This is a genomic window from Oryzobacter telluris (genome assembly GCF_043099285.1).
Classification (GTDB): Bacteria; Actinomycetota; Actinomycetes; order Actinomycetales; family Dermatophilaceae; genus Oryzobacter; species Oryzobacter telluris.
On sequence record NZ_CP170723.1, the window covers coordinates 2,282,939 to 2,307,928 of the forward strand.

Below are 24,990 nucleotides of genomic sequence, written 5' to 3' on the forward strand. Positions count from 1 at the left end.
GCAGCGTCAGGCCTCGCCCTCCGGCGCCCCCACCCGGAACACCGCCAGGAGCTGGGCCAGCGTGACGTAGTACCCGACGAGGACGACGAGCTCGAGCAGCACCGGCTCACCCAGCGCGTCCACGGCCGCGGCGTACGCCACGTCGTCGAGGGGGTCGCGCGCGACGAGGCGGTCCACGAGGTCGACCACTGCCGCCTCACCGGCATCGACGCCCTCACGGGACGCGAACGTCCCCGAGGCGACCGCCGCCAGCTCGGCGTCGTCGAGACCGACCGCCGCGCCGACGAGCTCGTGCGCGAACCGCTCGAACGCGCTGTCGGTGAGGGCGGCGACCCGCAGGATCGCGAGCTCCCTCGCCCTGGCGGTCAGCGAGGTCTCGTACCGCACCGCCGACCCCAGGGCCTGCAGCGGCAGCCCGAGGTGGGGTGCGTGCAGCATCAGGCCGAAGGGCCCCCGCAGGGAGCCGTCGGTCGCCTCGATCGAGAAGGCCTGTGGCCCGGACGCGCGCGGGCCGCCGAGGATCGCGTCGTGCACCTCCCTGGACCGGGGATCGGTGAAGGGGGGCACCAACCGGGGCAGTCGCTCGCTCACCTCGCCACCCTGACACGCGCCGAGGGCCGGCGGGGGAGTCCCCACCGGCCGTCGTGCGGAGCAGCGTCAGCCGCCGCGCGCGATCCAGAGGATCTCCGGCCGCACCCCCGAGTGGGCGCAAGTCCTCCGGCGGAGTTGCTAGATTGACGCCGTGTCTCCACGTCGTCCCGCGCTCCTCGACCTCGACCCGGCGACCGTCCGCCGGGCCCGCACCCTCGCCCGCAAGGCCGGCAAGCCGGTCGTCGACCTCGCCCGGAGCCACACCACGGTGTCGGTCGAGCGGGCGACGCTGCGCCTCGCCGGCCTGTCCGGCGCCGACCACGAGAACGTCCCGTGGGTCAACCACCTCGTCGACGCCGTCCGGGGGAGCGTGGGCCTCGAGCACGGGGTCACCACCCCCGTCTGGGACGCCCTGCGCCGTGGCGAGGCCCCTGACCTGCTGACCCTCGCGCAGAAGGCGTCGAGCGGCTCGGTGCAGTTCCGCCTCCCCGAGGGCCGCGACCTCACCGGCACCCGCAAGGCCGCCCGCACCGCCGTCGCGAAGGGCCTGCGCACCGTCGACCGCCAGCGCGCCGCACGCGACCGCCTCATCACGAGGCACGGCAACCCGAAGCGCACCCCGTGGATCTACCTCATCGTCGCCACCGGCGACATCTACGAGGACATCCCGCAGGCGCAGGCGGCCGCGCGCGAGGGCGCCGACGTCATCGCCGTCATCCGCTCCACCGGCCAGAGCCTGCTCGACTTCGTGCCCGAGGGCGCCACCCGCGAGGGCTACGCCGGCACCTACGCCACCCAGGAGAACTTCCGCCTCATGCGGGCGGCCCTGGACGAGACGAGCAAGGAGCTCGGCCGCTACGTCCGGCTCACGAACTACGCGAGCGGCCTGTGCATGCCCGAGATCGCGGCCCTGGCCGGCCTCGAGCGGCTCGACATGATGCTCAACGACTCGATGTACGGGATCCTCTTCCGCGACATCAACCCGATCCGCACCTTCGTCGACCAGCGCTTCAGCCGCCAGGTCCACGCGCGCGCCGGCATCATCATCAACACCGGCGAGGACAACTACCTCACCACCGCCGACGCGATCGAGGCCGCGCACACCGTCACGGTGAGCCAGCTGCTCAACGAGTACTTCGCCAAGGAGGCCGGCCTCGAGGACTGGCAGCTGGGCCTGGGCCACGCCTTCGAGATCAACCCCGAGGTGCCCGACAGCTTCCGCCTCGAGCTCGCCCACGCCCTCCTCGCCCGCCAGCTCTTCCCCGACGCCCCGCTGAAGTGGATGCCACCGACGAAGCACATGACCGGCGACGTCTTCCGTGGCTACCTCCTCGACGGGTTCTTCAACCTCGTCGGCGCGATGACCGGCCAGGGCATCCTCCTCGTCGGGATGATGACCGAGGCCGTCGTCACGCCGTGGCTCTCCGACCGCGACCTCGCGCTGCAGAACGTCCGCTACGTCCTCGACGCCGCTGGCGGGCTCACCGAGGACTTCCACCCGCCGCGCGACGGGCTGATCCAGACCCGTGCCCGCCAGGTGCTGGGGGAGGCCGTCGACCTCCTCGACGCCATCGTCTCCGACACCGACACCGCGGGCGACCCCCCGCTGCTCGCCGCCATCGCCGACGGCACCTTCGGCTCGATGAAGCGCCCCGCCACCAAGGGCAAGGGGCTCGACGGCGTGGTCCGCAAGGCCGAGGGGTACGACAACCCCGCGACGACGATGCTCGAGGAAGGGGCGACCCGATGAGCGCGACTCCCGGCCCGATCGTGCGTCCCTACGGCGACGCCACCGGCGACGGCATGGTGCAGGTGTCCTTCACCCTGCCCCTTCCGCACGACAAGCGCGCCGAGGGCGCGGCCCTCCAGCTCGCCGCGAAGATGGGGATGGAGCCCGCCCTCCTCGTGCACGCCAAGCCGATCGGCGACGACTTCACCTTCTTCGTCGTCTACGGCTCGGTCACCCACCTCGTCGACGTCCGCGAGGTGCAGGTCATCGAGCGCGAGTTCCCGCTGCTGACCTCCAAGGAGGTCAACGGCGAGATCAAGAAGAAGCTGCGCCGCAAGCTCGTCGTCGTCGGCGCCTGCATCGGCACCGACGCGCACACGGTCGGCATCGACGCGATCCTCAACATCAAGGGGTTCGCGGGGGAGAAGGGCCTGGAGTACTACCGGGAGATGACCGTGGTGAACCTCGGCGCCCAGGTGCTCGTCCCCGAGCTCGTCAACACCGCGCGCGAGGTCCGCGCCGACGCCGTCCTGGTCTCCCAGGTCGTCACCCAGCGCGACGCCCACATCCACAACACCACCGCGATGTCGGCGGCCTTCCGTGAGGCGTTCCCCGCGGGCGAGGTGCCGCTCCTCGTCGTCGGCGGGCCGCGCTTCGAGGAGGGGTCGGCGGCGAGCCTGGGCGTCGACCGGATCTTCGGCCGCGGCACCACGCCGGGCGAGGTGGCGTCCTACCTCGTGCACCAGCTCGTCACCCCCCGTACCGCCCCCGAGCCGAGAGGACAGCAGCGATGACCGCCGAGGTCGGCCGCACCGTCACCCACCGCCGCTACGTGCCCTACAGCCACGCCCACTACGCCGGCAACCTCGTCGACGGCGCCTACAGCCTCGCGGCGTTCGGCGACGTCGCCACGGAGATGTGCATCCTCACCGACGGCGACGAGGGCCTGTTCGCGTCGTACTCCGACGTGCAGTTCCTCGCGCCGGTGCGCGCGGGCGACGTCATCGAGATCTCGGCGATGCTCGTGCGGGTGGGGAACCGCTCGCGCGAGATGGCCTTCGAGGTCCGCGTCGTCGGGCGCGGGAACCCCGAGCGGGGGGAGTCGGCGGCCGACGTCCTCGACCCGCCGCTCATCGCCACGACGGCCCGGGGGGTCGTCGTGGTGCCTCCAGCCGGGTGACCTACCGTGGGCCCGTGCCCACGCCCCTCCGGTTGCTCGTGCGCCTCGTCGGGGCGGTGTTCGGGGGCCTGTGCCTCTGGCTGGCGTTCCCCGAGACCGACCTGTGGTGGCTCGCCCCCGTGGGGGTCGCGCTCCTCGGCGGGGCGTCCCTGACCGCCGGGGGACTACGCGGGTTCCTCGCCGGGCTCCTCGGCGGGCTGGCCTTCTTCGTGCCCGTCCTGTCGTGGTCGGGGGTGTACGTGGGTGCGCTGCCGTGGCTCGCGCTGGCCACCCTGGAAGCCCTGTACGTCGCGCTGATGTGCGCGGTGGTCGGGTTCGCGGGGAGGCGGCTCGTGGCCGCTGGCCACCGGGTTGCGGCCCTGGCCCTCGTCCCGCTCGCCTGGGTGGCGCAGGAGTGGGCTCGCGGGGCGACCCCGTACGGCGGATTCCCTTGGGCGCGAATGGCGTTCAGCCAGGCCGACAGCCCGCTGGCGCCGCTGGCGCGCTGGCTCGGGGCTCCCGGGGTGACCTTCGCGGTCGCAGTGGTCGGCGCCGGTCTGCTGGCCTTCGGCCTCGCCGTCGCGCAGCGGTCGCCGCGCACCGTCGTCGCCGGGATCGTCCTCGGCGCCGTGCCGTGGGCCGCCGGCCTCATCCCGCTCCCCACCGCGGGCCAGGGCGTGTCCGTCGGGTTCGTCCAGGGCAACGTGCCCCACGCGGGGCTCGACTTCAACGCCGAGCGGCGGGCCGTCCTCGACAACCACGTGGCGGGTACCGAGGCGCTCGCCGCGTCGGCGCCCGACGACCTCAGCCTCGTCGTGTGGCCGGAGAACTCCTCCGACATCGACCCGCTGCGCAACTCGGACGCCGCCGCCCAGGTGGAGCGTGCCCGGACCGCCGTCGGGGTGCCCCTTGTCGTGGGCGCGGTCCTCGCCGAGCCGGTGGGCGCGAGCTCGAACGTCTCGCTGTTCTACGACGGCCGCAGCGCCGACCCACAGCGGTACACCAAGCTCCACCCGGTGCCGTTCGCCGAGTACATCCCGCACCGCGAGTTCTTCCGCCGGTTCACGCCGATGGCCGACCTCGCCGGCAACTTCGTCGCCGGCAGCGAGATCGGCGTCTTCCGGGTGCCGTCCTCGACGGGGGAGTACGCCGCCCTGCCGACGATCTGCTTCGAGGTCGCCTACGACCAGCTGATGCGCGACAGCGTGGCCGCCGCCGGGACGACCCCGAGCCTGCTCATGGTCCAGACGAACAACGCCACCTTCGGCTACACCGCCGAGTCCGAGCAGCAGTTCTCGATCTCGCGGCTGCGCGCGATCGAGCACGGCCGCTCCGTGGTCCACGTCTCCACCGTCGGCGTCTCCGGCTTCATCGCGCCCGACGGCACGGTCTCGGGCAAGACGGGACTGTTCACCGCCGAGCAGCGCCTGGGCCGCCCCGTGGTCCGCACCGAGACCACGCCGTCGGACCGGATGGGTCCGTGGCCGGAGCGGGCCGCCGGCCTCGCCCTCCTGCTCCTCGTCGCCGGGAGCATCGCGGCCCGTCCGGGCGTTAGGGTTTCCGGAGCCCATGACCGCACGGCCTGAGGAAAACACCGCTGTGACCGAGACCGCCCGACCGCCCCTGCAGCGCGTCGCCGTCCTCATCCCCACGTACAACGAGCGCGACACGCTGCCCGTCGTCGTCCGCGAGGTGCGGGCGGCGGTGCCGAGCGTCGACATCGTCGTCCTCGACGACAGCTCGCCCGACGGGACGGGTGACGTCGCCGACGGGATCGCCGCGCAGGACCCGCAGGTGCACGTCATCCACCGCACGGCGAAGGAGGGCCTGGGCGCCGCGTACCTCGACGGCTTCCGCTGGGCCCTCGAGGCCGGGTACGACGCGGTCGTGGAGATGGACGCCGACGGCTCGCACCGTCCCGAGCACCTCCCGGCCCTGCTGAAGGCCGCGGAGCACGCCGACGCCGTCATCGGCTCGCGCTGGGTGCGCGGTGGGTCGGTCGTCAACTGGCCGCTGCACCGCAAGGCGCTGTCGGTGGGCGGCAACCTCTACGTCAAGGTCCTGCTCGGGATGCCGGTCAACGACGCGACCGCGGGGTACCGCGTGTACCGCGCCGACGCCCTGCGCACCATGGGCCTGGACGACGTCGCCTCGCAGGGCTACTGCTTCCAGACCGACCTCACCTGGCGCGCCGTCAAGGCGGGCCTCACCGTCGTCGAGGTGCCGATCACCTTCGTCGAGCGCGAGGTCGGCCAGTCGAAGATGAGCCGCGACATCATGACCGAGTCGCTGCGCCGGATCACCGGCTGGGGCGTGCGCCACCGCGCCGAGCAGGTCCGCGGCCTGGTGGGACAGCGCGAGCCGAGGTGGCACTCGCTGTGACCCGCACCGGGGCCACGCCGTACGCCCGCCGTGGGCGGCGGTCCCTGCGGCTGCGCCTGGTGGTCCTGGCCCTGCTGCTGGTCCCCGTCATCGAGATCGCCGTGATCGTGGCGGTCGCCCGCACCATCGGGGGGTGGCAGACCTTCCTCGTGCTGCTGCTCGAGACGGCGCTGGGGGCGTGGGTCGTGCGGCGGGAGGGCACGCGGGCCTGGCGCGCCCTGCGCGAGGCGGTGCGCAGCGGGCGGATGCCGAGCCGCGAGCTGGCCGACGGCGTGCTCGTCCTCGTCGGCGGCGTGCTGCTCCTGCTGCCCGGGTTCGTCACCGACGTCATCGGGCTGCTCTTCATCCTGCCGTTCACCCGACCGGTCGCCCGGATCTGGCTCGAGGCCGTCATCGCCCGTCGGGTGGTGACCACGGTGGGGGAGTGGCCCGGGGGAACCCCCGGGACGCCGGCCCCGCGGCCGCTGCGGCCGGACGTCGTCTCGGGCGAGGTCGTGGACCCTCCTCCGGACGACCCCACCCGCTGAGGGGGCCAGCCCACAGCACACGCGGACGCGCCGGCCACCTCGAGGGTGACCGGCGCGCTGGTGCTGGTGTCGTCAGGCGCTCTTGCGCTTGACCTTCTCGCCGCGGGACACCCGAAGGAGGGTGAGGCGCTCCTCGAGGAGCTCCTCGAGCTCGGGGATGGAGCGGCGCTCGAGCAGCATGTCCCAGTGGGTGCGGACGTGCTTGACGGGCTTGGCCTCGGGCTCCGGGCCCCCACCCTGGAGCTTGGCGTCGGCGCCGCAGCGGCACTCCCACGTGTGCGGGACGTCGGCCTCGACGGAGAAGGGAAGCTCGATGGTGTGGCCGTTGGGGCACAGGTAGGTGGTGATGCGGCGCTCGCTGGGGACGACGTTGTCGTCGGTCTCCATGCTCAGGGCGCCGAGACGGCTGCCGCGGAGGCTGCGTTCTGCCATTGGGGGTCAACTCCCGAAGTCGTGGTGTCCCGGTCGACAGGTCGTCCCGACCGGGTCTGAGGCGTTCAACGAGCGGTGCACACCGGTTGTTCCGTCCGACGCGCGTCGTGACGGTGGTTCGGTGTGAGAGCCCTCACAGATTGGTCGCCTGGCGCGACCTGCACCGCTGCCCTGAGTACGCGTCCTCAATTCCCGCGTTGCGCGTTCCCAGCAGCCCCCCACGAGGATACCGTCTCCGGCGTGACGACATCCTCCGTCCCGGCCGACGCCGAAGCAGTCCTCGGCCCCACCGCCCTCGACGTCGCGGGCCCCACCTCGCGCCGCAAGGTCGTCGCGTGGGGCATGTGGGACTGGGGTACGCAGCCCTTCAACACGGTCATCACGACCTTCGTCTTCTCGGTGTACCTGACGAGCGAGAGCTTCGGGTCGACCAACAGCACCTCCACTGCGCTCGCGATCGCCACGGCCATCGCCGGCCTGTTCGTGGCGCTCCTCGCGCCCGTGCTCGGCCAGAACTCCGACCGCTCCGGTCGAACCGTGCGCAACCTGCGGATCCAGACCTGGCTGCTCGCCGCGATGTCGGCGTCGCTCTACGTCGTCAAGCCCGAGCCGGCGTTCCTCTGGGTGGGCCTGGCCCTGCTCGGCATCGGCTCGGTCGTCTCGGAGATCGCGGGGGTCAACTACAACGCGACGATCGACCAGGTCGCCACCGGCAAGACCGTCGGCCGGGTCTCCGGCTTCGGATGGGGGATGGGCTACCTCGGCGGCATCGTCGTGCTGCTCGCTCTGTACTTCCTGCTCATCCAGCCCGACGTCGGCCTGTTCGGCGTCACCGACGAGGGCGCGATGGACATCCGCGTCTCGATGATCCTGTGCGGCGTGTGGACCCTGCTGTTCACGATCCCGGCCTTCCTCGTCCTCAAGGACCGGCCGCGCGAGCGGACCCCCGGGGTCGGCGTGGTGCAGTCGTACCGGCTCGTGTGGCGCTCGATCACGGCCCTGTGGGCCGTGTCGCGGCACACCGTCTACTTCCTCCTGGCCTCGGCCCTCTTCCGCGACGGGCTGGCCGGCGTCTTCGCCTTCGGGGCCATCCTCGCGGCCGGGACGTTCGGGCTGTCCGCCGGCGACGTCATCATCTTCGGCGCGGCCGCCAACATCATCGCCGGGCTGGCGACCATGGGCTTCGGGATGCTCGACGACCGGATCGGACCCAAGCGCGTCATCCTCATCTCGCTGGGGTCGCTCGTGACCCTCGGCATCCTCATCTTCGTCCTCCACGACGGAGGCAAGACGGTGTTCTGGGTCCTCGGGCTGCTGATGACCGTCTTCGTCGGCCCGGCCCAGGCGGCCTCGCGCAGCTTCCTCGCCCGGCTCATCCCCGAGGGGAAGAACGGCGAGATCTTCGGCCTCTACGCCACCACCGGCCGGGTCGTCTCGTTCCTGTCTCCCGCCCTGTTCGGCCTGTTCATCGGCATCGGCGCGGCCGTGACCGGCGCGGAGAACACCCAGTACTGGGGCATCCTCGGCATCGTGCTCATCCTCGCCGCGGGGTTCGCGGTGATGCTGCCGGTCAAGGAGCACACCGAGCACCGCGTGTCCTGACCTCCGACGAACGAGAGCGGCTCCCGTCCCCGGGTGGGGGAGGGAGCCGCTCTCGTCGTGCCGGGGAGCCCGGCTCAGCCGGCGAACTCGAAGTGCCAGGGCTCGGGGAGCGACCCACCGGCTGCCGCCCACGACGGGTGGAACCAGCCGTAGAGCGGGCCGTTCTGCAGCATCCAGCGGTGGGCGGCGGAGTCGAAGCGCTCCACGCCACCGCACATGTCCAGGGCGTGGCCCAGGCCGTGCCGGCTCGTCCCGGGGGTGGCGGCGAAGCGACCGCGCGTGGCCTTGACCGAGATCTGCTCGCTGTAGGAGCGGTAGGAGTCGGTGATGCACAGCGGGACACCGGTCTGCGCCGCGTACGCCTTGCTCAGGGCGTTGAAGGCGGCCGCCGCGTCGGGGGCGAGCTGCTCGCCCTTGGCACCCCACAGGGGGCACAGCCCGCTCGCGGGGAACATGCCGTTCGGGTAGATGCTCGTGTCGTCGGTGCACGGCTTGCCGATGCTCGCGACGTCGTACGACGCACCCGAGAGGGCGTCGCGCAGACGGGCGGCGGCGGCACGGGCCTCGGCGCTGCGGGCGCCGACGAGGATGCTGGCGATGGGGCCGGCCCGCTCGACCTCGGAGACCTGCAGGCGGCGCAGGTCGGCGACCTTCTGGCGCTGGGCCAGCAGGGCCTTGTCGAGCTCGGCCTTGTCGCGCTGGATGGCGGTGCGGGCCTCGGCGGCGCGGCGCTCGGCATCGTCGGCCGCGGCGCTGAGCCGGACCTGCTCGGCGGTGAGGACGCGCACGTCCTGGAGCGCGCGGGTGCGCTGCTCGGTGATGTAGGAGAGGTCGCCCAGCGGGTCTCCGACGTCGTCGGGGTCGGCGAGCATGGCGTCGAACATCCCGGCGAGGTCGGCCTCGCCGCCACCGCCGGAGTACACGGAGAAGACCCACTCGCGCACGATGGCGCGGGCGTTGGCGAGGCGGGCCTCGAGCAGGACGAGGTCGGCGTGGGCCTGGGTGGCCTCCTGGGTCGCGGCGGCCTCGATCTCCTGGGCCTGCTGCAGCGACTCGAGCAGCGCGTTGGAGCGGGTGGCGAGGCGGTCCATCTCGCGCGTGGCGGTGGCAACCTTGGAGTTGCTGGCATTGAGGGCGGCGGTGATCCGCGCGGCCTCGGCGATCTGGGTGCGCAGGAAGTCGCCGTGCAGCGCCTCCTGGTGGTCGGGTTCCTGGTGGGTCTGCGGCTCACCCGACCGGGGACGCTTCGTGGGCGCCGTGGGCGCGGGCGTGCTCGTGGGCCGCGGCGCGGGAGAGGGCGCCACGGTCGGCGTCGGCGTGGGGGTCGGGGTCGGCTCCTCCGCGAGGGCGGAGGGCGCGACGAGTACGGCCGCCACGGTGAGCGCAGCGACCATGACGGTCACGGCGCGCGATGGGATGGCCCTGCGCACGAGAGTCTCTTCCTCTTGGTCAGCGACGCCCGAGGACGCCTGGAACATGCCCCTGCTTGCGTGTTCCGTCGTTCACGATAAGCGGAAGATCGCGATCCCGGCAGTGATGTCGCACAAAGACCACCCGATCGGGCCATGCCGCCTCCACCGACGCGGCGAGGCCGCATCGGGGCTGGTGGGGAAGGGGTGACGGGTGGGACGGGCGCCGTCCACAGGAGGGACCGCGTGGGGCGGTCGTCCACAGGGCCGAGGTCGGGTCTGGTCGTGCTCGCCACGCTGCGCCACGGTGGTGCCAGTGGTCGGTGACCGACGGACGGTGGGGCCGTCGGCGCGGGGCAGGGAGGGGACCAGCGATGGATTATGTCAACTCGATCCGGCTCGTGGGCCGGGTCGCCGCGGTGGGGGAGCCGCGCGAGCTGCCGAGCGGGGACGTCGTCGTCACGATGCGGGTCGTGGTGCCGCGCGAGGGACCGGGGCGCCGGCCCCGTGGGTCGGTCGAGGCGGTGCGTCCCGGAACGGGCGTCGACACGATCGACGTCGCGTGCTGGAGCGCGGCGTCGCGCCGGGCGGCCGGTGGGCTGTCCACCGAGGACCACGTGGAGGTCGAGGGCTCGCTGCGGCGGCGGTTCTTCCGCACCGGCGCCGGGGTCGCCAGCCGCTACGAGGTCGAGGCGCGGCGGCTGCGTCGGGTGAAGGCGGTGGTCGAGCGGGCCGGGTGACGCACGCGCTCGGGCTGGGTCAGGAGCGCTGCGCCAGCATCGACTCGAGCAGGGCGATCTCCGAGGTCTGGGCCGAGGCGATCGCCGCGGCGAGGGACCTGACCTCCGGGGTGCGCGCCTGGGCGACCGCGGCCTGGGCCATGGCGACCCCGCCGCGGTGGTGGTCGATCATCAGGCGCAGGAAGAGCCGCTCGGCCGCGACGCCGCTCGAGGCGCGCAGCTCGTCGAGCTGGGCGGGGGTGGCCATGCCGGGCATGGTGCCGTCCGCGCGGACGTGGGCCTCGGCGTGCTCGCTGCCCACCCACGCCATCGGCGGCCGACTGCCGGTCTGGGGGAGCCCCCACTGGCGCAGCCACCCGTACATCTGGCCGGCCTGCTGCTGCTGGCTGGTGATGATGTCGTAGGCCAGGGTGCGCACGTCGGGGTCGTCGGTGCGCGTGTAGACGAGGAACGACATCTCGACGGCTTGGTAGTGGTGCGTCTGCATGTCGCGGGCGAAGCCGGCGTCGGCGCCGAAGTCGCTGGGGGCCGAGGTCCTCGTGCTCGTGAACCACAGGGTGCCCAGGACACCCACGGTCAGGGCGACCAGGGCGGCGGCCACGGCCACGGGCCAGGAGCGGTGGGCGGGTCCGGTCGCGCTGCCGAACTCGTCGGGGTCCACCGGGTCGCTGCCGCCGTCGTGCGGGCCGAGCCCGGGGGCGCGGTCGTCGTCGCCGGCGAAGGGAGCGGGGGAGCCGTCGCCACGAGGGGCGGTGGCGTGGGCCACCCGCCCCTCGTGCTCGACGTCGGGGGTCACTGGCTCGCGGTGGGGCTCGGGCTCGGGCTCATGCTGGGCGGGGGAGCGTCCGTGGCCCCACCGGTGGAGGTGCCGTCGGTGCCACCGGTGCAGGACGCGCCGGGCTCGGGCGTCTGCGGGCCGTTGCGGTACTGCTTGATGAACTCCGCGAGGCGCTGGTCGCCGACCCCGGTGAGCTTGAGCTGCACACCCCAGGCGCTGGCGACGACGGGGGCGTCGAGGCCCTCGTACGGCGAGACGACCATGTAGGTGTCGGGCACCGAGGCGACGAGCTTGGCGACGTCGGCGGCCGGGAGGTCGGGGCGGTAGGTGACCCAGACGGCCCCGTGCTCGAGGGAGTGCACGGCGTTCTCGTTCTTCACCGGCGCGGTGTAGACCCCGCAGTTGAGCCAGGTCGGGTTGTGGTTGCCCCCGACGGGCGGCGACTGCGCGTAGGTGACCGGGTCGGTGGTGTGGTCGCGGGTGACCGTGTAGGTCTTCACCGCGTCGAGCGTGGGACGCCCCGAGACGTCGCGGTAGATCGTGAAGGCCACGATCCCGCCGATGAGCACGATGACCGTGAGCACCGAGGTGATGAGGGCGAGGCGGGTCCTGCGCTCCTTGGCCTGCTGCTCCTTGCGCAGGGCCTCGAGCTTGTCCCGGCCGGCCCGGGCACCGCCCTGCGGCCTGGTCGACTTGCCCACCGTCGTGCTCCTCACTACGTCGTCGTCATGGCGTGCGCCCGGGAGGGCGGCCCGCGCTCACCACAGCGTGTGGCGGGGGCCCCGCGTTCCCGCGGCGCGCACCCATTGTCTCCTACGCGCTGTGGCGGACGGGTATCAGGGCAGCCGCGCGCCACCTCCTCGTCCATGACACCGAACACCTGTCCGAGATCGCTGGAGGAGGACCCATGGACCTGACGTCCTGTCCCGAGTGCGGCCACGCCGCCGAGGTCGAGTCCCGCGAGGTGTGGGAGGGCACCGACGGGCCGGTCGAGCACGCCACGGTGCGGTGCGTGGTGAACCACCGGTTCGTGCTGCCGGTGGCGTCGCTGTCCGACGTCCGGCTCGCCCCGGAGGTCTCCACGCCGCTGGACGGTTCTCAGGTGACACCGGACATCAGCCGCTGGGCACCGTGGCCGCTGGTGCGGGTGCGCCGGTTGCCACGCACGGACTGACCCCACCGGCCGACGCACGGACACGTCGACGAGGGGTCGCGCGCGTGCGCGGGCGAACGCTGCTGACATGGCGATGGCCGGGACGGGCTGAGAACCCCTCTCAGGCGTCCCTCTCGCGGTCACGAATAACGCCGATAATCCACATTATGTCATTCTAATGAATCCTGCCCCCTCCCCGGTGTCGCTCCCGCCATCCGAGGACGTCGCGGCACCGAACGACGGGAATGATCCCCGACCGCCCCGCCGTTGGCCCGTCGTGACCGACCAGCCGCTCGCACCGCTCGACTACGCGAACCGCACCGGACGCCGACCCGGCGTCGGCGTGCGTGCGCTCGGCGTCGTCCTCCCGGGCGTCCGTGCCGTGCAGGCCCAGGCCGAGCCCTACGCGGCCGCCTGGCACGCGCACAACCGGCTGGCCCTGGACTCCCCCGGCCGGCGCTGGGTCGTCCTCGGTGACTCGATGGCCCAGGGCGTCGGCGCGTCCGCGTGGGACGCCGGCTGGGTGAACCAGGTGCAGGACTGGCTCACCGCGGCCGGACACCCGGTCGTCGTCGTCAACCTCTCGGCCACGGGCGCCCGGACGATGGACGTCGTCGACCAGCAGCTCCCGGTGCTCGAGGCGCTGCCCCCGGCCCACGGGACCAGCGCCCCCGACCTCGTGTCGGTCCTCGTCGGGTCCAACGACCTGTTCGCCGGCGGGGCGGTCCGGCGCCGGCTCCCTGACGCCTTCGGGACCCTCGTCGAGCGGCTCCCCCACCGTGCGGTCGTCGCCACCCTCCCCCAGCCGCGGTCCGCGGCGCATGCCGCCAACCGACACCTCGAGCGCGCCGGTGCCGACGGTCGTCTCGAGGTCGTCGACATGCGCACCGAGGGCCCGACCTCGTGGCGCGGAAGGCTGGCCGCGGACTTCTTCCACCCCAACGACGCCGGCTACACCGAGATCGGCCGGGCCTTCCACCCGCACCTCGTCAGGGCGCTGCGCAGCACCTGACCCCTCCCCCACGGTCGGGCACCGAACCTCGCGCCCGACGCCCGATGTCGGGCGCCACGGCGGAGGTTCGGTTGCCGGCTGACCCATGTCGGCGCGACCCAACACGAATCGCCAGTTCCGCTGTGGGACAGCGAAGCTGGCGATTCGGTGAAGGTCAGGCGCGCAGCGCCTGCGCCAGGGTGTGGACGTCGTCGACGAGGGTCGCCATGTCGTCGTCGGTGTGCGCGAGCGAGACGAGCCACTGCTCGTCGAGCCCGGGCGGGGTGAGGATGCCGCGGTTGACGCCCCACAGCCAGGACAGCTCAGCGAGACCGAAGTCGGTGGCCTTGTAGTCGCGGTAGTTGCGCACCGGGGTGGTGGACCAGGTGACGCAGCCCTTCACGCCGAGGCCGACGGTGTGCGCCGGCAGCTCGTACTCGTCGATGACCGCGTTGATGGCGTCGAGGGCGCGGACGTTGACCGCCTCGGCACCGGCCAGGGCCTCGTGGGTGCAGATCTCGTCGACCGCCTTGGCGGCCGCCATGACGAGCGGGTTGCCGTTGTACGTGCCGAAGTGCGCCATCCGGCCGTCGACGACGACCTCCATGACGTCGCGCCGACCACCGAAGGCCGCCAGCGGCAGGCCGCCACCGATGGACTTCGCCAGGGTGATGAGGTCGGGGGTGACGCCCAGGCGCTGGGCGGCCCCGGCGTAGCCCGCGGTGAGCCCCGTCTTGACCTCGTCGAAGATGAGCACGACGCCGTGGGCGTCGCACAGCGCGCGGACCGCGGCGAGGTAGCCCTCGTCGGGCACGACGATCGACAGGTTCTCGATGACCGGCTCGACGACGAGCGCGGCGATGTCGCGGCCGTGCTGCTCGAGGACGCGGGTCAGCTGGCCCAGGTCGTTGTAGGCGACGACGTGCACGGTGCCGGCCTCGACGTCGAAGGGCACCTGCGGGGTGGGGGCGTCGGCCGGGCCGATCTCGTCGAGACCGGGCTTCACCGAGACCTGGAGGGCGTCGTACCCGCCGTGGTAGCCGCCCTCGATCTTCACGATGGCCTTGCGCTCGGTGTACGCCCGCGCTGCGCGGATCGCGTACATCAGCGACTCGGTGCCCGAGTTGGTGAAGCGGACCATGTCGAGCTGGAACCGCTCGCAGAAGCGCTCGCTCATCTCGGTGGCCTGCGGCGACGGAGTGACGAACAGCGTGCCCGTGCTGGTGAGGGCCTCGGTGACGTGCGCGACGACGGTGGGGTGGAGGTGCCCGACGAGCATCGCTCCGAAGCCCATCGACAGGTCGAGGAGCTTGTTGCCGTCGACGTCGGTGAGCCAGGCGCCGCGGGCCGAGGCGACCGAGATCGGGTACGGCTCCCAGTGCTGGAAGGAGCTCGTGACCCCGAGCGGCAGCGTCTTGCTCGCGCGCAGGTTGTGCTCCCCCGAGGCACCCGACCAGCCGGTGAACCGCTCCCACTCGGCCGCGAGCAGGCGCGCGACCACGGCAGGGTCGACCGGACGGCTCTGCGCGGGCAGGCGCCGGTAGGTCCCCGGGTCGTGCGCGGGCACCGACGTCGCGGGCTGGGTCAGCACGTTCTCACTCATCAAGGGCCTCCTCCCCCGCACGCGGCGGGGACGCAGTGGGTGTCCGGTCCGACCCGCGCGGCATCCACACCACGCCTACGGATCGAGTCACCCGACACCATACCGGCCTTCGGATCCCGTCACCAACGGGAACGCACGCCCGTCATACCGTCATGTGACGTTTCCTCAGCCCACCGGGGAGAAGTCGACCTCCGCCGCAGGGCTCACGCCGGCCGTGCGCCCCGGGGCGGACTGATACTGCCAGTACAGGTTGGTGTGGGCGATGACGTCGGCGGGCTTCGGCGCGCCCCACTCGGACAGGTCCTCGGTGGTGTGGGCGTCGCCGACCAGGGTGGCGTCGTAGCCGCGGGTGAAGGCCCCGTGGAGGGTGGAGCGGACGCACGCGTCGGTCTGGGCGCCGGTGACGACGAGCCGGCCGACGCGTCGCTGCGCCAGCGCCTCCTCGAGGTCGGTGTCCTCGAACGAGTCACCCCAGCGCTTCTGCACGACCGGCTCACCGTCGGCCGGCACGAGCTCGGGCACGATCTGCCAGCCCTGCGTGTCGGTCTGCACCTCCTCGGAGTTGTGCTGGACCCACACGACGGGCACCCCTTCGCCCCGGGCGCGGTCGACGAGCCCGGCGATGCGCTGCACGACGCCGTCGCGGTCGTGGGCGCCGGTGACGACCTGGTTCTGGACGTCGATGACGATCAGGGCGGTGGCGTCGCGGTCGGCGAGCGTGGTCATGGGGTCCTCCTCGGATGGAACGGCTGCGCCCCACGCTAGGTGCGACCACCGACAGGGGTGGGCGCGCGACAGGGACGCCTAGGCTGGCCCGACCATGCAGTGCGACTACTTCGATGCCGGCCGGTGCCGGTCGTGCACCCTCATGGGGACGCCCTACCGCGACCAGGCCGCCGACAAGGCCATGCGCGCGGCCGCGTCCCTCGCCGAGGTCGCCCCCCACCTGCGCTGGCTGGAGCCGTTCACCGGCGCGGAGCAGGCCTTTCGCAACAAGGCCAAGCTCGTCGTCGCGGGCCGGGCCGGCGCCCCCACCTTCGGCATCCTCGACGCCGCCGGTCGCGGTGTGGACCTGCGCCGGTGCGGCCTCTACGAGCCGGGCCTCGCGGCCACCTTCGACCCCCTCCACCGGTTCGTGTCCGACCTCGGCCTCGAGCCCTACGACGTCCCGGGCCGCCGCGGCGAGCTCAAGCACGTCATCGTCACCCACTCCCCCGACGGCGAGCACCTCGTGCGCTTCGTCGTCCGCACCCACGAGTCGGTCGAGCTCCTGCGTGCCGCGCTCCCCGACCTCACGGCGGCCCTGCCCTCGGCCCGGGTCGTCACCGCCAACGTCCTGCCGGAGCACAAGGCGGTGCTCGAGGGCGACACCGAGGTCGTCCTCACCCGCGAGGCCCTCCTCCCCCTCCGCCTGCCCGACGTCACCCTGATGCTCGGCCCGCGCTCCTTCCTCCAGACCAACACCCGCGTCGCCGTCGCGCTGTACGCCCAGGCGCGCGCGTGGGTCGAGGACCGGTCCCCCGCGACGGTCTGGGACCTCTACTGCGGCGTCGGCGGCTTCGCCCTGCACCTCGCCCGTCCGGGGCGCCGGGTGGTCGGGGTCGAGACGTCGGCGGAGGCCGTCGCCGCGGCGACCGCCGGTGCCATCGCCTCCGGAACCGGCTCTCCCGAGGTCGAGTTCGCCGTCGGCGACGCCACGACCCACCGCCCCGACGGTCCCGGCCCGGACCTCGTCGTCGTGAACCCGCCTCGCCGCGGCATCGGCCCCGAGCTCGCCGCCTGGCTCGAGGTGTCGAGCGCCAGCCACCTCGTCTACTCCAGCTGCCACCTCGGCAGCCTGGAGCGCGACCTCACCGCCCTGCCCTCGTGGCGGGCGGTGGAGGCCCGGCCGTTCGACATGTTCCCCCAGACGACGCACCTCGAGACAGCCGTCCTGCTCGAGCGCACCTGAGCCCCCACCGGACAGCAGCGGGCTGACACAGTGCAGCGATGACCTTCTCCATCGCCGCCCACGACGGGGACGCCTGGGGAGTCGCCGTCGCCAGCAAGTTCGTCGCCGTCGGATCGATCGTCCCGGCGGTCCGCGTGGGCGTCGGCGCCGTGGCGACCCAGTCCCTGGCCCGCTGGGCCTACCGCAACGAGCTGCTCGACGCCCTCGCGTCCGGCACCGACGTGCAGACCGCGCTGGCCGCAGCCGCCGCCGCCGACGACGGACGGGCCCTGCGCCAGGTCGGCGCCGTCGGGGGCACCGGCGCCGCGACGTTCACCGGCGACGAGTGCTTCGCGTGGGCCGGCGGCCGCGCTGCGGGCGACACCGAGACCGCCTACGCGGTGCAGGGCAACATCCTCACCGGGCCCGAGGTCGTCGAGGCGATGGAGGCCGCCTTCCTCGCCCACGCCGGCGCGGCCCTCGACGAGCGCCTCCTCGCGGCGCTGCTCGCCGGCGACGCCGCGGGGGGCGACTCCCGCGGCCGGCAGAGCGCCGCCCTCCTCGTGCACGCCCCCGGTGCCGGCTACGACGCGTGCGGTGTCCTTGCCGACCTGCGCGTCGACGACCACCCGCACGCCCCGACCGAGCTGGCCCGCCTCCACGCCCTGGCGACCCTCGTCTTCGGCGGGCCCGAGGAGGTCACGCCCCTGGGCGGCGCCCTGCGCGCCGAGGTCGCCCGACACCTCGCCGCGCTCGGCCACGCCCCGGAGGACCAGGGCCCGGCTGTCGAGCGCGCCCTCGAGGCGTGGATGTCGGCGGTGAACCTCGAGAACCGTCACTCCCCCGGTGGCATCGACGGCCGCGTGCTCGAGGAGCTGCGGTCCGCTGCACGGGACTTGACCGACTGCTGACGAGACCCGCACCGACTCCTGACGTCCTCCATGCCGTCCTCTTACCGGGCCACACCTAGCGTCTTCCGTTGCTGCCCACCGGAACCCGGCGGGCCCGACGAGAAGGAGTTTCCTCATGAGTCGATCCCTCGCACGCACCGCCGCCGCGGTGGCAGGGACCACGCTGGCCGTCAGCTCGGCGTTCGCGGCCACCGCCGCGGCCGCCCCGACGAGCGACGGCGCCGTCCCGACGTACCAGGAGCTCCAGGCCTCGACCTTCCGCGACCTCGACGGGCAGTACCTGGTCAACGGTGACGAGCCGGCCGCGACGAACGGTGCGCTGCGCCAGTTCTACGACGCGATGGTCGCCGAGCCGGACACGATGAACGAGGGACTCATCGTCAACACCGTCCAGGGCAAGGACGACAAGTGGACGGCGAGCCAGGCGCTCAACCTCACCTACTGCGTCAGCACGAAGTTCGGTGCCGACTACAGCCGGGTCGTCAGCGCGATGGCGGCCGGCGCCGGCCAGTGGGAGGCCGCGACGACCAAGGTCAACTTCGTCTACGTCCCCGCGCAGGACGGCGCCTGCACGACCCGCAACAGCAGCATCCTGTTCTCGGTGGAGCCGACGAAGACCACGCAGTACATCGCCCGCGCGTTCTTCCCGAGCAGCCCGAAGAGCTCGCGCAACGTCCTCGTCAACGCCACGAGCCTGTACAACTCGGGCTCCTGGACCCCGAGCAACATCCTCGCCCACGAGCTGGGCCACACCCTCGGGTTCCGCCACGAGCACACCCGCCCCGAGGCCGGCACCTGCTTCGAGGACAACAACTGGCGCCCCCTGACGCCGTACGACTCGGCGTCGATCATGCACTACCCCCAGTGCAACGGCTCCTCCAGCGACCTCAGCATGACCGCATCGGACCGCGCGGGCGTGCGCGCCCTGTACGGCAGCTGAGGCCTCGGCGGCGCCGGCATCCTCCTCGGCGTCTCCGACCCTCCGGCCCCCGGGACCTGTCCTCCCGGGGGCCGGACCGGTGTGCTCACGCGAAGCGGGTCGGGTCCCCCGCGCCGATGCGCACCACCTCGGCCTCACCGCTGGAGAGGTCGACCACCGTGGTCGGCTCGGTGCCGCACTCCCCCGAGTCGATGACGACGTCGACGACGTGCTCGAGCCGCTCCTTGACCTCCCAGCCGTCGGTGAGCGGCTCGGTCTCGTCCGGGAGGATGAGGGTGGAGGACAGCAGCGGCTCCCCCAGCTCGGCGAGCAGGGCCCGCACCACGGGGTGCTCGGGGATGCGCACCCCGACCGTCTTCTTCTTCGGGTGCAGCAGCCGGCGCGGCACCTCGGTCGTGGCCGGGAGGATGAACGTGTACGAGCCCGGCGTCGCCGCCTTCACCGCCCGGAACACCGCGTTGTCGACGTGGACGAGCTGGCCCAGCTGCGCGAAGTCGCGGCACACGAGGGTGTAGTGGTGCTTGTCGTCGAGCCGCCGGATGTCCTTGATGCGGTCCTTGGCGTCCTGGTTGCCCATCATCGCGCCGAGCGCGTAGCCGGAGTCGGTGGGGTAGGCGACGAGCCCGCCCTCGCGCAGCACCGCGACGGTCTGCGCGATCGCGCGCGGCTGCGGGTCGACCGGGTGGACGTCGAGGTAGCGGGCCATGCGCTCACCCTAGGCCCGTCTTCGCGCCTCAGGAGGTGCGCAGGCCCTGGTCCCACAGCTCCTTGGTCTGCACCAGCCAGAAGGCCGCGAAGAGGAGGATGAGGACGACCTCGACCCACAGGACGAGGTGCTCCCACGGCGAGAGCAGCGCGGCCGCCACGGTGATGCCGAGGGTCACGAGCATCGCGGTGGCGATCGCCCGGTACACCGGGACGTAGCGCGCGGCGGTCGAGGGCATGCTCCCCTGCGCCACCGCCCGGTCGACGTCGCGTCCGTTGAGCCACACCGCGACGACGATCGCGAGGAACATCGGGATCGCCGCGACGTCGTGGCCGTGCGCGACGAACGAGTCGCGGGCCACGAAGAACCACGCGGCTCCCCCACCCATCACCGCGCCGGCGACGAGGATGCCGACGAGGTCACCGCGGCGGATGCCGTTCGCCCCGCCCGCGCGCCGGGCGCTCCAGATCCCGATGGCCAGGGCCACCGCGCCGAGGACGAACAGGGCGCGCATGTTGTTGGAGACGGCGGGTGCGACGTCGGAGACCTGGATCGGGACCGAGGAGCAGCTGCCCGGGTCGCTGGTGGGGATGAACGCGACGCCTGGCGCCAGCATCCCGGCGAAGTTGAGGGCGACGTCCTCACCCGGGGTGTTGCCCTTGAGCGCGACGAGGCACACGCCCATCGTCACGAGGACCCCGACGAAGACCGCCCGGGCCGGGGTGTGCCAGTACGCGCTGATGGAGGTCTGCAGGCAGTCGTACCCGGTGGCCGAGAACTCCAGGGCCACCGAGGCGAACAGCAGCAGCACGAGCCCGGCCAGCGCCAGGCGGAGGTAGCCGTAGGTCCGGACGGCGGCCAGTGCGGGATCCTGCTCCACGTGCACCACTCCCTTCACCCGTGAGGAGCGCGGGAGGCGCTCCGCGATACACCGTGCCCGGTGCCGCGCCGTCGCGCGCGCCGGTCAGCCCTCGTGCATCGCGATCGGAGCACCGCGCTGCACCGTGCGCGAGACCGTGCACAGCCGGTCGCGGCTCTGCGCGATGGCGCGCGGGAGGCGCTCGCGGGCCCTGTCCCCGTCGGCGCCCTCGGGGAAGCGCACCGTGAAGGTGATCTCGATGTCGGAGAGCACGTTCTCGCCGTCGGCCTTGGTCTTCACGCCCTCGGACACGACGTCGAAGGCGGTGGGCTGCGCGAGCCGCTCGGTGATGAAGTCGACATCGGTGGCGCTGCACGCGGCCATCGAGACGAGGAAGAGCTCGACCGGGGTGAACTCGGGTGAGTCACCGCCACCGCCGACGAGCATCGTGCCGCCGCGGGCGTTCGTGACCTCGTACAGGCCCTTCTCGACCCGCGTCATCGACACGCTGCGGTGTCCGAGCCCGGTCCCGCCGGTCTCCTGCTCCTGCGCCATCAGGCACCCCATCTCTCGGCGAGGGCGCGAACCACCTTGAGGTCGCGCCACGTGGTGGTCAGCCCGGTGATCTTCTCGACCCGGGTGTTGGTGAGCTTGGTTCCCTGGAAGCCGTTCCCGAGCTCGGCGAGGACGTCGGCGCCCAGGACGCGCACCCGCTCCCCCGGCTCCTCCCAGGCGTCGAGGACCGCGGCAGCGTCCTTGGCGACGGTGCCGTCGGCGAGCGCGACGTAGCGCCGGCCGGCGGGCCGCAGCAGCGGCTCGACGGCGTCGACGGCTGCCACCGTGGCGCGCAGGGCCGCCGGGGTGCGCACGACGCACGGCACGGCGAAGCCCTTCCAGTCCCCGATGACGCGGGCCAGCTCGGCGCCGACCTCGGCCGTGGAGCGCAGCGGGGTGCGCACGCGCACGTTGCCGGTCTGGATGTAGGTCTCGACGTCGTCGAACCCCGCGTCCTCGAGGACGACCCGCAGGTCGGCCATCTTCACCTGTCGCTGACCGACGTTCACCGCACGCAGGAAGGCGACGTGGACCGGCATGCAGCCCATCCTGTCACCGCTCTGCGACAGTGGGTCGCATGGCGCCACCCACCGACCGCGGCTCGCTCGTCCTCGTCCGCCACGGGCAGACCGAGTGGTCACGCACCGGCCGGCACACGGGGCGCACCGACGTCCCCCTGACGCCGGAGGGGGAACGCGACGCCGCCGCCCTCGCCGCGCCACTGGCGGCCTTCGACGTCGGTCTCGTGCTCACCTCGCCGCTGGCCCGCGCCCGCCGCACGGCCGAGCTCGCCGGCCTCACCGCCACCGAGGTCGACCCCGACCTGCTCGAGTGGGACTACGGCGGGTACGAGGGCCGCACGACGACGGAGATCCGTGAGACGCTGGGCCACGACTGGACCGTCTTCGACGACGGAGTCGTGCCGGGTGCGACGCCGGGCGAGACGGTGGAGGAGGTCGCGGCGCGGGCCTCGCGGGTGCTGGCCCGGGTCGAGCCGGTGCTCGCCGAGCGCGACGTCGTGCTCGTCGGGCACGGGCACGCGCTGCGCGTCCTCTCCGCCACCTACCTGCGCCAGGAGCCCCGCTTCGGGGCACACCTCGTCCTCGACGCGGGGTCGCTGTGCGTGCTGGGCCGCGAGCGCGAGCAGCCGGCCCTCCTCGCGTGGAACGCCCGGACCGCGCCCCGGGACTGAACCGGCTCAGCCCAGCCCGTCGCCCTCCACGACGGACAGGACGTTGCCCGAGGGGTCGGTGAACCACGCGATGAGCGGGCCGCCACCGCGGAACACCCCGTGTTCGTCGGTCGCGACCTGGGTGCCCTCGTACTTCTCGAACACCACGCCCTGGTCGGTGAGCGCCGCCACGGCGGCCTCCACGTCGCGCACGGGGAAGTTGAGCACGGTGTAGGTGGCCGGCACGTGGTCGGGCTTGGGGTAGAGCAGCACGGGACGGTCCCCGCCCAGCCGCAGCACGAGCATCCCCATCTGCCCGTCCTCGACCCGCAGGCCGAGGGCGGTGCCGTAGAACTCGCGGGCCTCGTCGATGTCCTTCACCGCGATGCCGCTGAACGCCCTGGACTCCTGGAGCACGTCGATCCCCTCACGTCGGTCCGGCCAGTCAAGCGGACCGCACCGACACGTGGGGGCTCAGGCGCCCGCGAACCGCGCGCGCTCCCCCGGGTTGCGTCCTCGACGCGGCCCCGGCTCCGGGGCCACACTGGGCGACGAGGTCCGGCGCCGTGGTCCACCCCGCCACGGGACGACCGGGCCCGGGCAGGAGGCACCATGCCGGCCGGGTTCCACGACGGCAGCCGCACGCTGCAGGACCGCTTCGACACGCGGGCGCTCGCCGACCGCATCGACGGACTCCTCGTCTCCGACGTCATCGGGGAGGGCGACCGCGCCTTCATCGAGGAGCGCGACATGTTCTTCCTCGCCACGTCCGACGCGCAGGGTCACCCGACCTGCTCCTACAAGGGCGGCGAGCCGGGCTTCGTCCGGGTGCTCGACGAGCACACCCTGGCCTTCCCCAGCTACGACGGCAACGGGATGTACCTGTCGATGGGGAACGTCCTGGTCCACCCCGAGGTCGGGATGCTCTTCATCGACTTCGAGAAGGGCCACCGGATGCGGCTGGAGGGCACGGCGAGCATCGACCTCGAGGACCCCCTGCTGGCCGAGCACCCCGAGGCGCAGTTCGTCGTGCGGGTGCGGGCGCGCACCGTGTACCCGAACTGCCCGCGCTACATCCACCGCTACGAGCTGGTGCGGCGCTCGCGGTTCGTGCCGCGACCCGACCGGGTCACGCCGGTGCCGGAGTGGAAGCGCAGCGACTGGGCGGTCGACGCCCTGCCCGCGCACGACCCGGCCCGCGACCCCGGCGAGCGGGAGGTGCTGGGGCGCTGAACGGTCGTCCGGGACCGACCGGCGTCAGGGCAGCGGCCAGGTGTGCACGGGCTCGTTGGAGTCCATGTGCACGGCGTACAGCTCGAGCATCATCCGCAGCGCCTCGCGACGGTCGTGGCCCGCGGCCTCGAACGTGGCGACCGCGCGGGTCGACCACTCGGCGCCGTTGATGCCGGTGGTGCAGCGGCCCTCGATGACGCCGAGGTACCGCTCACGCACGGCGTCGGAGACGCCCCACAGCCGCAGCCCCTCGTGGGCGAGCGGGAGGAGGTGGCGCAGGGTGAGCTCGTCGGCGGACAGCTCGCCGAAGCCGGGCCAGTACAGGTGCGCCTCGATGCCGTCGCGCGCCGCGCGCCGGAAGTTCTCCTCGCAGGCGGCGAAACTCATCTTGGTCCAGACCGGGCGCTCCTCGTAGGCGAGCATCCGGATGGCGCCGTAGTAGAACGCGGCGTTGGCCAGCACGTCGACGATGGTGGGCCCGGCGGGCAGGACGCGGTTCTCCACCCGCAGGTGCGGGATCCCGCCGGGGATGTCGTAGATGGGCCGGTTCCAGCGGTAGACGGTGCCGTTGTGCAGGCGCAGCTCGGCGAGGTCGGGCGCGATGCCGGCCTCGAGCTTGGCCATCGGGTCCTCGTCGGTGGTCTCGGCGAGGAGGGTCGGGAAGTAGCGGACGTTCTCCTCGAACAGGTCGAAGATCGAGGTGATCCAGCGCTCGCCGAAGAACACCCTCGGCCGCACGCCCTGGTTCTTCAGCTCGATGGGCCGGGTGTCGGTGGCCTGCTTGAACAGCTCGATGCGGGTCTCGGCGTGCAGGCGCTTGCCGAAGAAGAACGGGCTGTTGGCGGCCAGGGCGACCTGGGGGGCCGACAGTGCCTGGGCCGCGTTCCAGTGCGCGGCGAACTCGGAGGGCGCGACCTGCAGGTGCAGCTGGACGCTCGTACATGCCGACTCGGGCGCGATGGAGTCGCAGTACGTGGCGACGCGCTCGCCGGTGGGGCCCTCGATGTCGAGGTAGATGTCCTCGCCGCGCGCGACGAAGATCGAGTCGTTGAGGGCGGTGTAGCGGTTGTTCCGGCTGATCCACTCGCGCTCGTAGTGCTCGGGCATGATCGTGGGCAGGATGCCGATCGCGACGATCTTGGAGCCGACCTCGCGCGCGGCCGCGTCGGCCCGGTTCAGGCTCGTGCGCAGCTCGTCCTCGAGCTCGATGGCGGCGTCGCCGGGCAGCGGGCGCGGGGGCACGTTGAGCTCGATGTTGTACTGCGCCAGCTCGGTCTGGTAGTCCTCGTCGGCGATCGCCGAGAGCACCTCGGCGTTGTGGAAGTGCGGCTGCTGGTGCTCGTCGACGAGGTTGAGCTCGATCTCCAGTCCGGTCATCGGCTTGTCGAACTCGAAGCTGCTCTGGGTGAGCATCCGCTCGAACACGTCGAGGTTCTGCCGCACCTTCTCGCGATAGCGCTGGCGCTGCTCGCGGGTGTAGCTCTGCGCGCTGACCTCGGCTCCCATGGTTGGACCCAACCACATCCGCCACCGTGACGGAACCCGGGGCCGCAGTTCGTGGGACCCGGACGTGTTTCGGTCCCGAGGGC

Annotated in this window: 28 protein-coding genes; 15 read left to right on the forward strand and 13 right to left on the reverse strand. The window is 72.7% G+C overall.

The genetic code is table 11. From position 1 onward, the window contains the following. Positions 1-6: 6 nt before the first annotated feature. On the reverse strand, positions 7-591 hold the full coding sequence (locus tag ACFLFB_RS10475; protein ID WP_392542116.1) for a carboxymuconolactone decarboxylase family protein: 585 nt from the start codon (positions 589-591) through the stop codon (positions 7-9). A 151-nt stretch (positions 592-742) separates the two neighbouring features. On the opposite strand from ACFLFB_RS10475, the gene ACFLFB_RS10480 reads away from it, so the two are divergent. The 6 genes from ACFLFB_RS10480 to ACFLFB_RS10505 are packed head-to-tail and all read left to right on the forward strand — an operon-like array spanning position 743 to position 6,388. Then, positions 743-2,341, forward strand: coding sequence for a lysine 5,6-aminomutase subunit alpha (locus ACFLFB_RS10480; protein ID WP_392542117.1), 1,599 nt, complete (start codon positions 743-745; stop codon positions 2,339-2,341). Further along, the gene (locus ACFLFB_RS10485) at positions 2,338-3,114 is read left to right on the forward strand and encodes an OAM dimerization domain-containing protein (RefSeq protein WP_392542118.1); all 777 of its coding nucleotides are present in this window, start codon (positions 2,338-2,340) and stop codon (positions 3,112-3,114) included. The genes ACFLFB_RS10480 and ACFLFB_RS10485 overlap by 4 nt, the downstream gene beginning before the upstream one ends. Continuing rightward, positions 3,111-3,500, forward strand: coding sequence for a hotdog domain-containing protein (locus ACFLFB_RS10490; RefSeq protein ID WP_392542119.1), 390 nt, complete (start codon positions 3,111-3,113; stop codon positions 3,498-3,500). Before ACFLFB_RS10485 ends, ACFLFB_RS10490 begins: the two co-directional genes overlap by 4 nt. A 14-nt stretch (positions 3,501-3,514) precedes the next feature. After that, positions 3,515-5,065: an apolipoprotein N-acyltransferase gene (lnt, locus tag ACFLFB_RS10495; RefSeq protein WP_392542120.1), complete on the forward strand. Its 1,551-nt coding sequence runs from the start codon at positions 3,515-3,517 to the stop codon at positions 5,063-5,065. Then, on the forward strand, positions 5,049-5,861 hold the full coding sequence (locus ACFLFB_RS10500; RefSeq protein ID WP_392542121.1) for a polyprenol monophosphomannose synthase: 813 nt from the start codon (positions 5,049-5,051) through the stop codon (positions 5,859-5,861). The genes lnt and ACFLFB_RS10500 overlap by 17 nt, the downstream gene beginning before the upstream one ends. Beyond that, complete coding sequence (locus tag ACFLFB_RS10505; RefSeq protein ID WP_392542122.1) at positions 5,858-6,388, forward strand: FxsA family protein; 531 nt, start codon at positions 5,858-5,860, stop codon at positions 6,386-6,388. The genes ACFLFB_RS10500 and ACFLFB_RS10505 overlap by 4 nt, the downstream gene beginning before the upstream one ends. 72 nt (positions 6,389-6,460) lie before the next feature. On the opposite strand, the gene ACFLFB_RS10510 is transcribed toward ACFLFB_RS10505, so the two are convergent. Beyond that, complete coding sequence (locus ACFLFB_RS10510) at positions 6,461-6,820, reverse strand: RNA polymerase-binding protein RbpA (protein WP_392542123.1); 360 nt, start codon at positions 6,818-6,820, stop codon at positions 6,461-6,463. A gap of 240 nt (positions 6,821-7,060) precedes the next feature. Here ACFLFB_RS10510 and ACFLFB_RS10515 point away from each other — a divergent pair, with 240 nt between their 5' ends. Then, positions 7,061-8,422: an MFS transporter gene (locus ACFLFB_RS10515; protein WP_392542124.1), complete on the forward strand. Its 1,362-nt coding sequence runs from the start codon at positions 7,061-7,063 to the stop codon at positions 8,420-8,422. A gap of 74 nt (positions 8,423-8,496) precedes the next feature. On the opposite strand, the gene ACFLFB_RS10520 is transcribed toward ACFLFB_RS10515, so the two are convergent. After that, positions 8,497-9,816 carry a D-alanyl-D-alanine carboxypeptidase family protein gene (locus ACFLFB_RS10520; protein WP_392545412.1) on the reverse strand — a complete coding sequence of 440 codons (1,320 nt, stop codon included), beginning with the start codon at positions 9,814-9,816 and terminating at the stop codon, positions 8,497-8,499. A gap of 389 nt (positions 9,817-10,205) precedes the next feature. Between ACFLFB_RS10520 and ACFLFB_RS10525 the strand changes: the two genes are divergently transcribed. Further along, on the forward strand, positions 10,206-10,571 hold the full coding sequence (locus ACFLFB_RS10525; RefSeq protein ID WP_392542125.1) for a single-stranded DNA-binding protein: 366 nt from the start codon (positions 10,206-10,208) through the stop codon (positions 10,569-10,571). A 19-nt stretch (positions 10,572-10,590) separates the two neighbouring features. Here the strand turns inward: ACFLFB_RS10525 and ACFLFB_RS10530 are convergent, their stop codons facing one another. Further along, positions 10,591-11,367: a DUF305 domain-containing protein gene (locus tag ACFLFB_RS10530; protein ID WP_392542126.1), complete on the reverse strand. Its 777-nt coding sequence runs from the start codon at positions 11,365-11,367 to the stop codon at positions 10,591-10,593. Then, positions 11,364-12,050: a DUF3105 domain-containing protein gene (locus tag ACFLFB_RS10535; RefSeq protein WP_392542127.1), complete on the reverse strand. Its 687-nt coding sequence runs from the start codon at positions 12,048-12,050 to the stop codon at positions 11,364-11,366. The genes ACFLFB_RS10530 and ACFLFB_RS10535 overlap by 4 nt, the downstream gene beginning before the upstream one ends. 206 nt (positions 12,051-12,256) lie before the next feature. Between ACFLFB_RS10535 and ACFLFB_RS10540 the strand changes: the two genes are divergently transcribed. Beyond that, positions 12,257-12,523: a hypothetical protein gene (locus tag ACFLFB_RS10540; protein WP_392542128.1), complete on the forward strand. Its 267-nt coding sequence runs from the start codon at positions 12,257-12,259 to the stop codon at positions 12,521-12,523. 256 nt (positions 12,524-12,779) lie between these two features. Next, a complete protein-coding gene (locus ACFLFB_RS10545) occupies positions 12,780-13,514 on the forward strand; it encodes an SGNH/GDSL hydrolase family protein (RefSeq protein ID WP_392542129.1) in 735 nt (244 codons plus the stop codon). A gap of 154 nt (positions 13,515-13,668) precedes the next feature. On the opposite strand, the gene ACFLFB_RS10550 is transcribed toward ACFLFB_RS10545, so the two are convergent. Together ACFLFB_RS10550 and ACFLFB_RS10555 are read right to left on the reverse strand one after the other, a co-directional pair. Next, complete coding sequence (locus ACFLFB_RS10550; RefSeq protein WP_392542130.1) at positions 13,669-15,096, reverse strand: aspartate aminotransferase family protein; 1,428 nt, start codon at positions 15,094-15,096, stop codon at positions 13,669-13,671. A 165-nt stretch (positions 15,097-15,261) separates the two neighbouring features. After that, complete coding sequence (locus tag ACFLFB_RS10555) at positions 15,262-15,822, reverse strand: isochorismatase family protein (RefSeq protein ID WP_392542131.1); 561 nt, start codon at positions 15,820-15,822, stop codon at positions 15,262-15,264. Between the two features lie 94 nt (positions 15,823-15,916). Between ACFLFB_RS10555 and ACFLFB_RS10560 the strand changes: the two genes are divergently transcribed. From ACFLFB_RS10560 to ACFLFB_RS10570, 3 genes are all read left to right on the forward strand, one after another. Further along, entirely contained in the window at positions 15,917-17,047 is a 1,131-nt protein-coding gene (locus ACFLFB_RS10560) for a methyltransferase domain-containing protein (RefSeq protein WP_392542132.1), read from the forward strand. Positions 17,048-17,085: 38 nt separating this feature from the next. Then, positions 17,086-17,937, forward strand: coding sequence for a DUF1028 domain-containing protein (locus tag ACFLFB_RS10565; protein ID WP_392542133.1), 852 nt, complete (start codon positions 17,086-17,088; stop codon positions 17,935-17,937). A gap of 115 nt (positions 17,938-18,052) precedes the next feature. Beyond that, the gene (locus ACFLFB_RS10570) at positions 18,053-18,877 is read left to right on the forward strand and encodes a M57 family metalloprotease (protein WP_392542134.1); all 825 of its coding nucleotides are present in this window, start codon (positions 18,053-18,055) and stop codon (positions 18,875-18,877) included. 85 nt (positions 18,878-18,962) lie between these two features. Here the strand turns inward: ACFLFB_RS10570 and ACFLFB_RS10575 are convergent, their stop codons facing one another. The 4 genes from ACFLFB_RS10575 to ACFLFB_RS10590 all read right to left on the reverse strand — a co-directional run bounded on the left by ACFLFB_RS10575 (position 18,963) and on the right by ACFLFB_RS10590 (position 21,536). After that, complete coding sequence (locus tag ACFLFB_RS10575; RefSeq protein ID WP_392542135.1) at positions 18,963-19,583, reverse strand: L-threonylcarbamoyladenylate synthase; 621 nt, start codon at positions 19,581-19,583, stop codon at positions 18,963-18,965. 28 nt (positions 19,584-19,611) lie between these two features. Further along, positions 19,612-20,463: a hypothetical protein gene (locus ACFLFB_RS10580; protein WP_392542136.1), complete on the reverse strand. Its 852-nt coding sequence runs from the start codon at positions 20,461-20,463 to the stop codon at positions 19,612-19,614. An 84-nt stretch (positions 20,464-20,547) separates the two neighbouring features. Then, positions 20,548-20,997 (reverse strand): OsmC family protein, encoded by a 450-nt coding sequence (locus tag ACFLFB_RS10585; protein ID WP_392542137.1) that lies wholly within the window; start codon positions 20,995-20,997, stop codon positions 20,548-20,550. Then, positions 20,997-21,536, reverse strand: a complete 540-nt coding sequence (locus tag ACFLFB_RS10590) for a DUF1697 domain-containing protein (RefSeq protein WP_392542138.1) — start codon at positions 21,534-21,536, stop codon at positions 20,997-20,999. Before ACFLFB_RS10590 ends, ACFLFB_RS10585 begins: the two co-directional genes overlap by 1 nt. 38 nt (positions 21,537-21,574) lie before the next feature. On the opposite strand from ACFLFB_RS10590, the gene ACFLFB_RS10595 reads away from it, so the two are divergent. Further along, positions 21,575-22,189, forward strand: a complete 615-nt coding sequence (locus ACFLFB_RS10595) for a histidine phosphatase family protein (RefSeq protein ID WP_392542139.1) — start codon at positions 21,575-21,577, stop codon at positions 22,187-22,189. 6 nt (positions 22,190-22,195) lie between these two features. Here ACFLFB_RS10595 and ACFLFB_RS10600 read toward each other — a convergent pair whose 3' ends face one another. Further along, complete coding sequence (locus ACFLFB_RS10600; protein ID WP_392542140.1) at positions 22,196-22,585, reverse strand: VOC family protein; 390 nt, start codon at positions 22,583-22,585, stop codon at positions 22,196-22,198. A gap of 195 nt (positions 22,586-22,780) precedes the next feature. On the opposite strand from ACFLFB_RS10600, the gene ACFLFB_RS10605 reads away from it, so the two are divergent. Next, positions 22,781-23,401, forward strand: a complete 621-nt coding sequence (locus ACFLFB_RS10605) for a pyridoxamine 5'-phosphate oxidase family protein (RefSeq protein WP_392542141.1) — start codon at positions 22,781-22,783, stop codon at positions 23,399-23,401. Between the two features lie 24 nt (positions 23,402-23,425). On the opposite strand, the gene ACFLFB_RS10610 is transcribed toward ACFLFB_RS10605, so the two are convergent. After that, on the reverse strand, positions 23,426-24,907 hold the full coding sequence (locus ACFLFB_RS10610; protein ID WP_392542142.1) for a glutamate--cysteine ligase: 1,482 nt from the start codon (positions 24,905-24,907) through the stop codon (positions 23,426-23,428). Between the last annotated feature and the right edge of the window lie 83 nt (positions 24,908-24,990).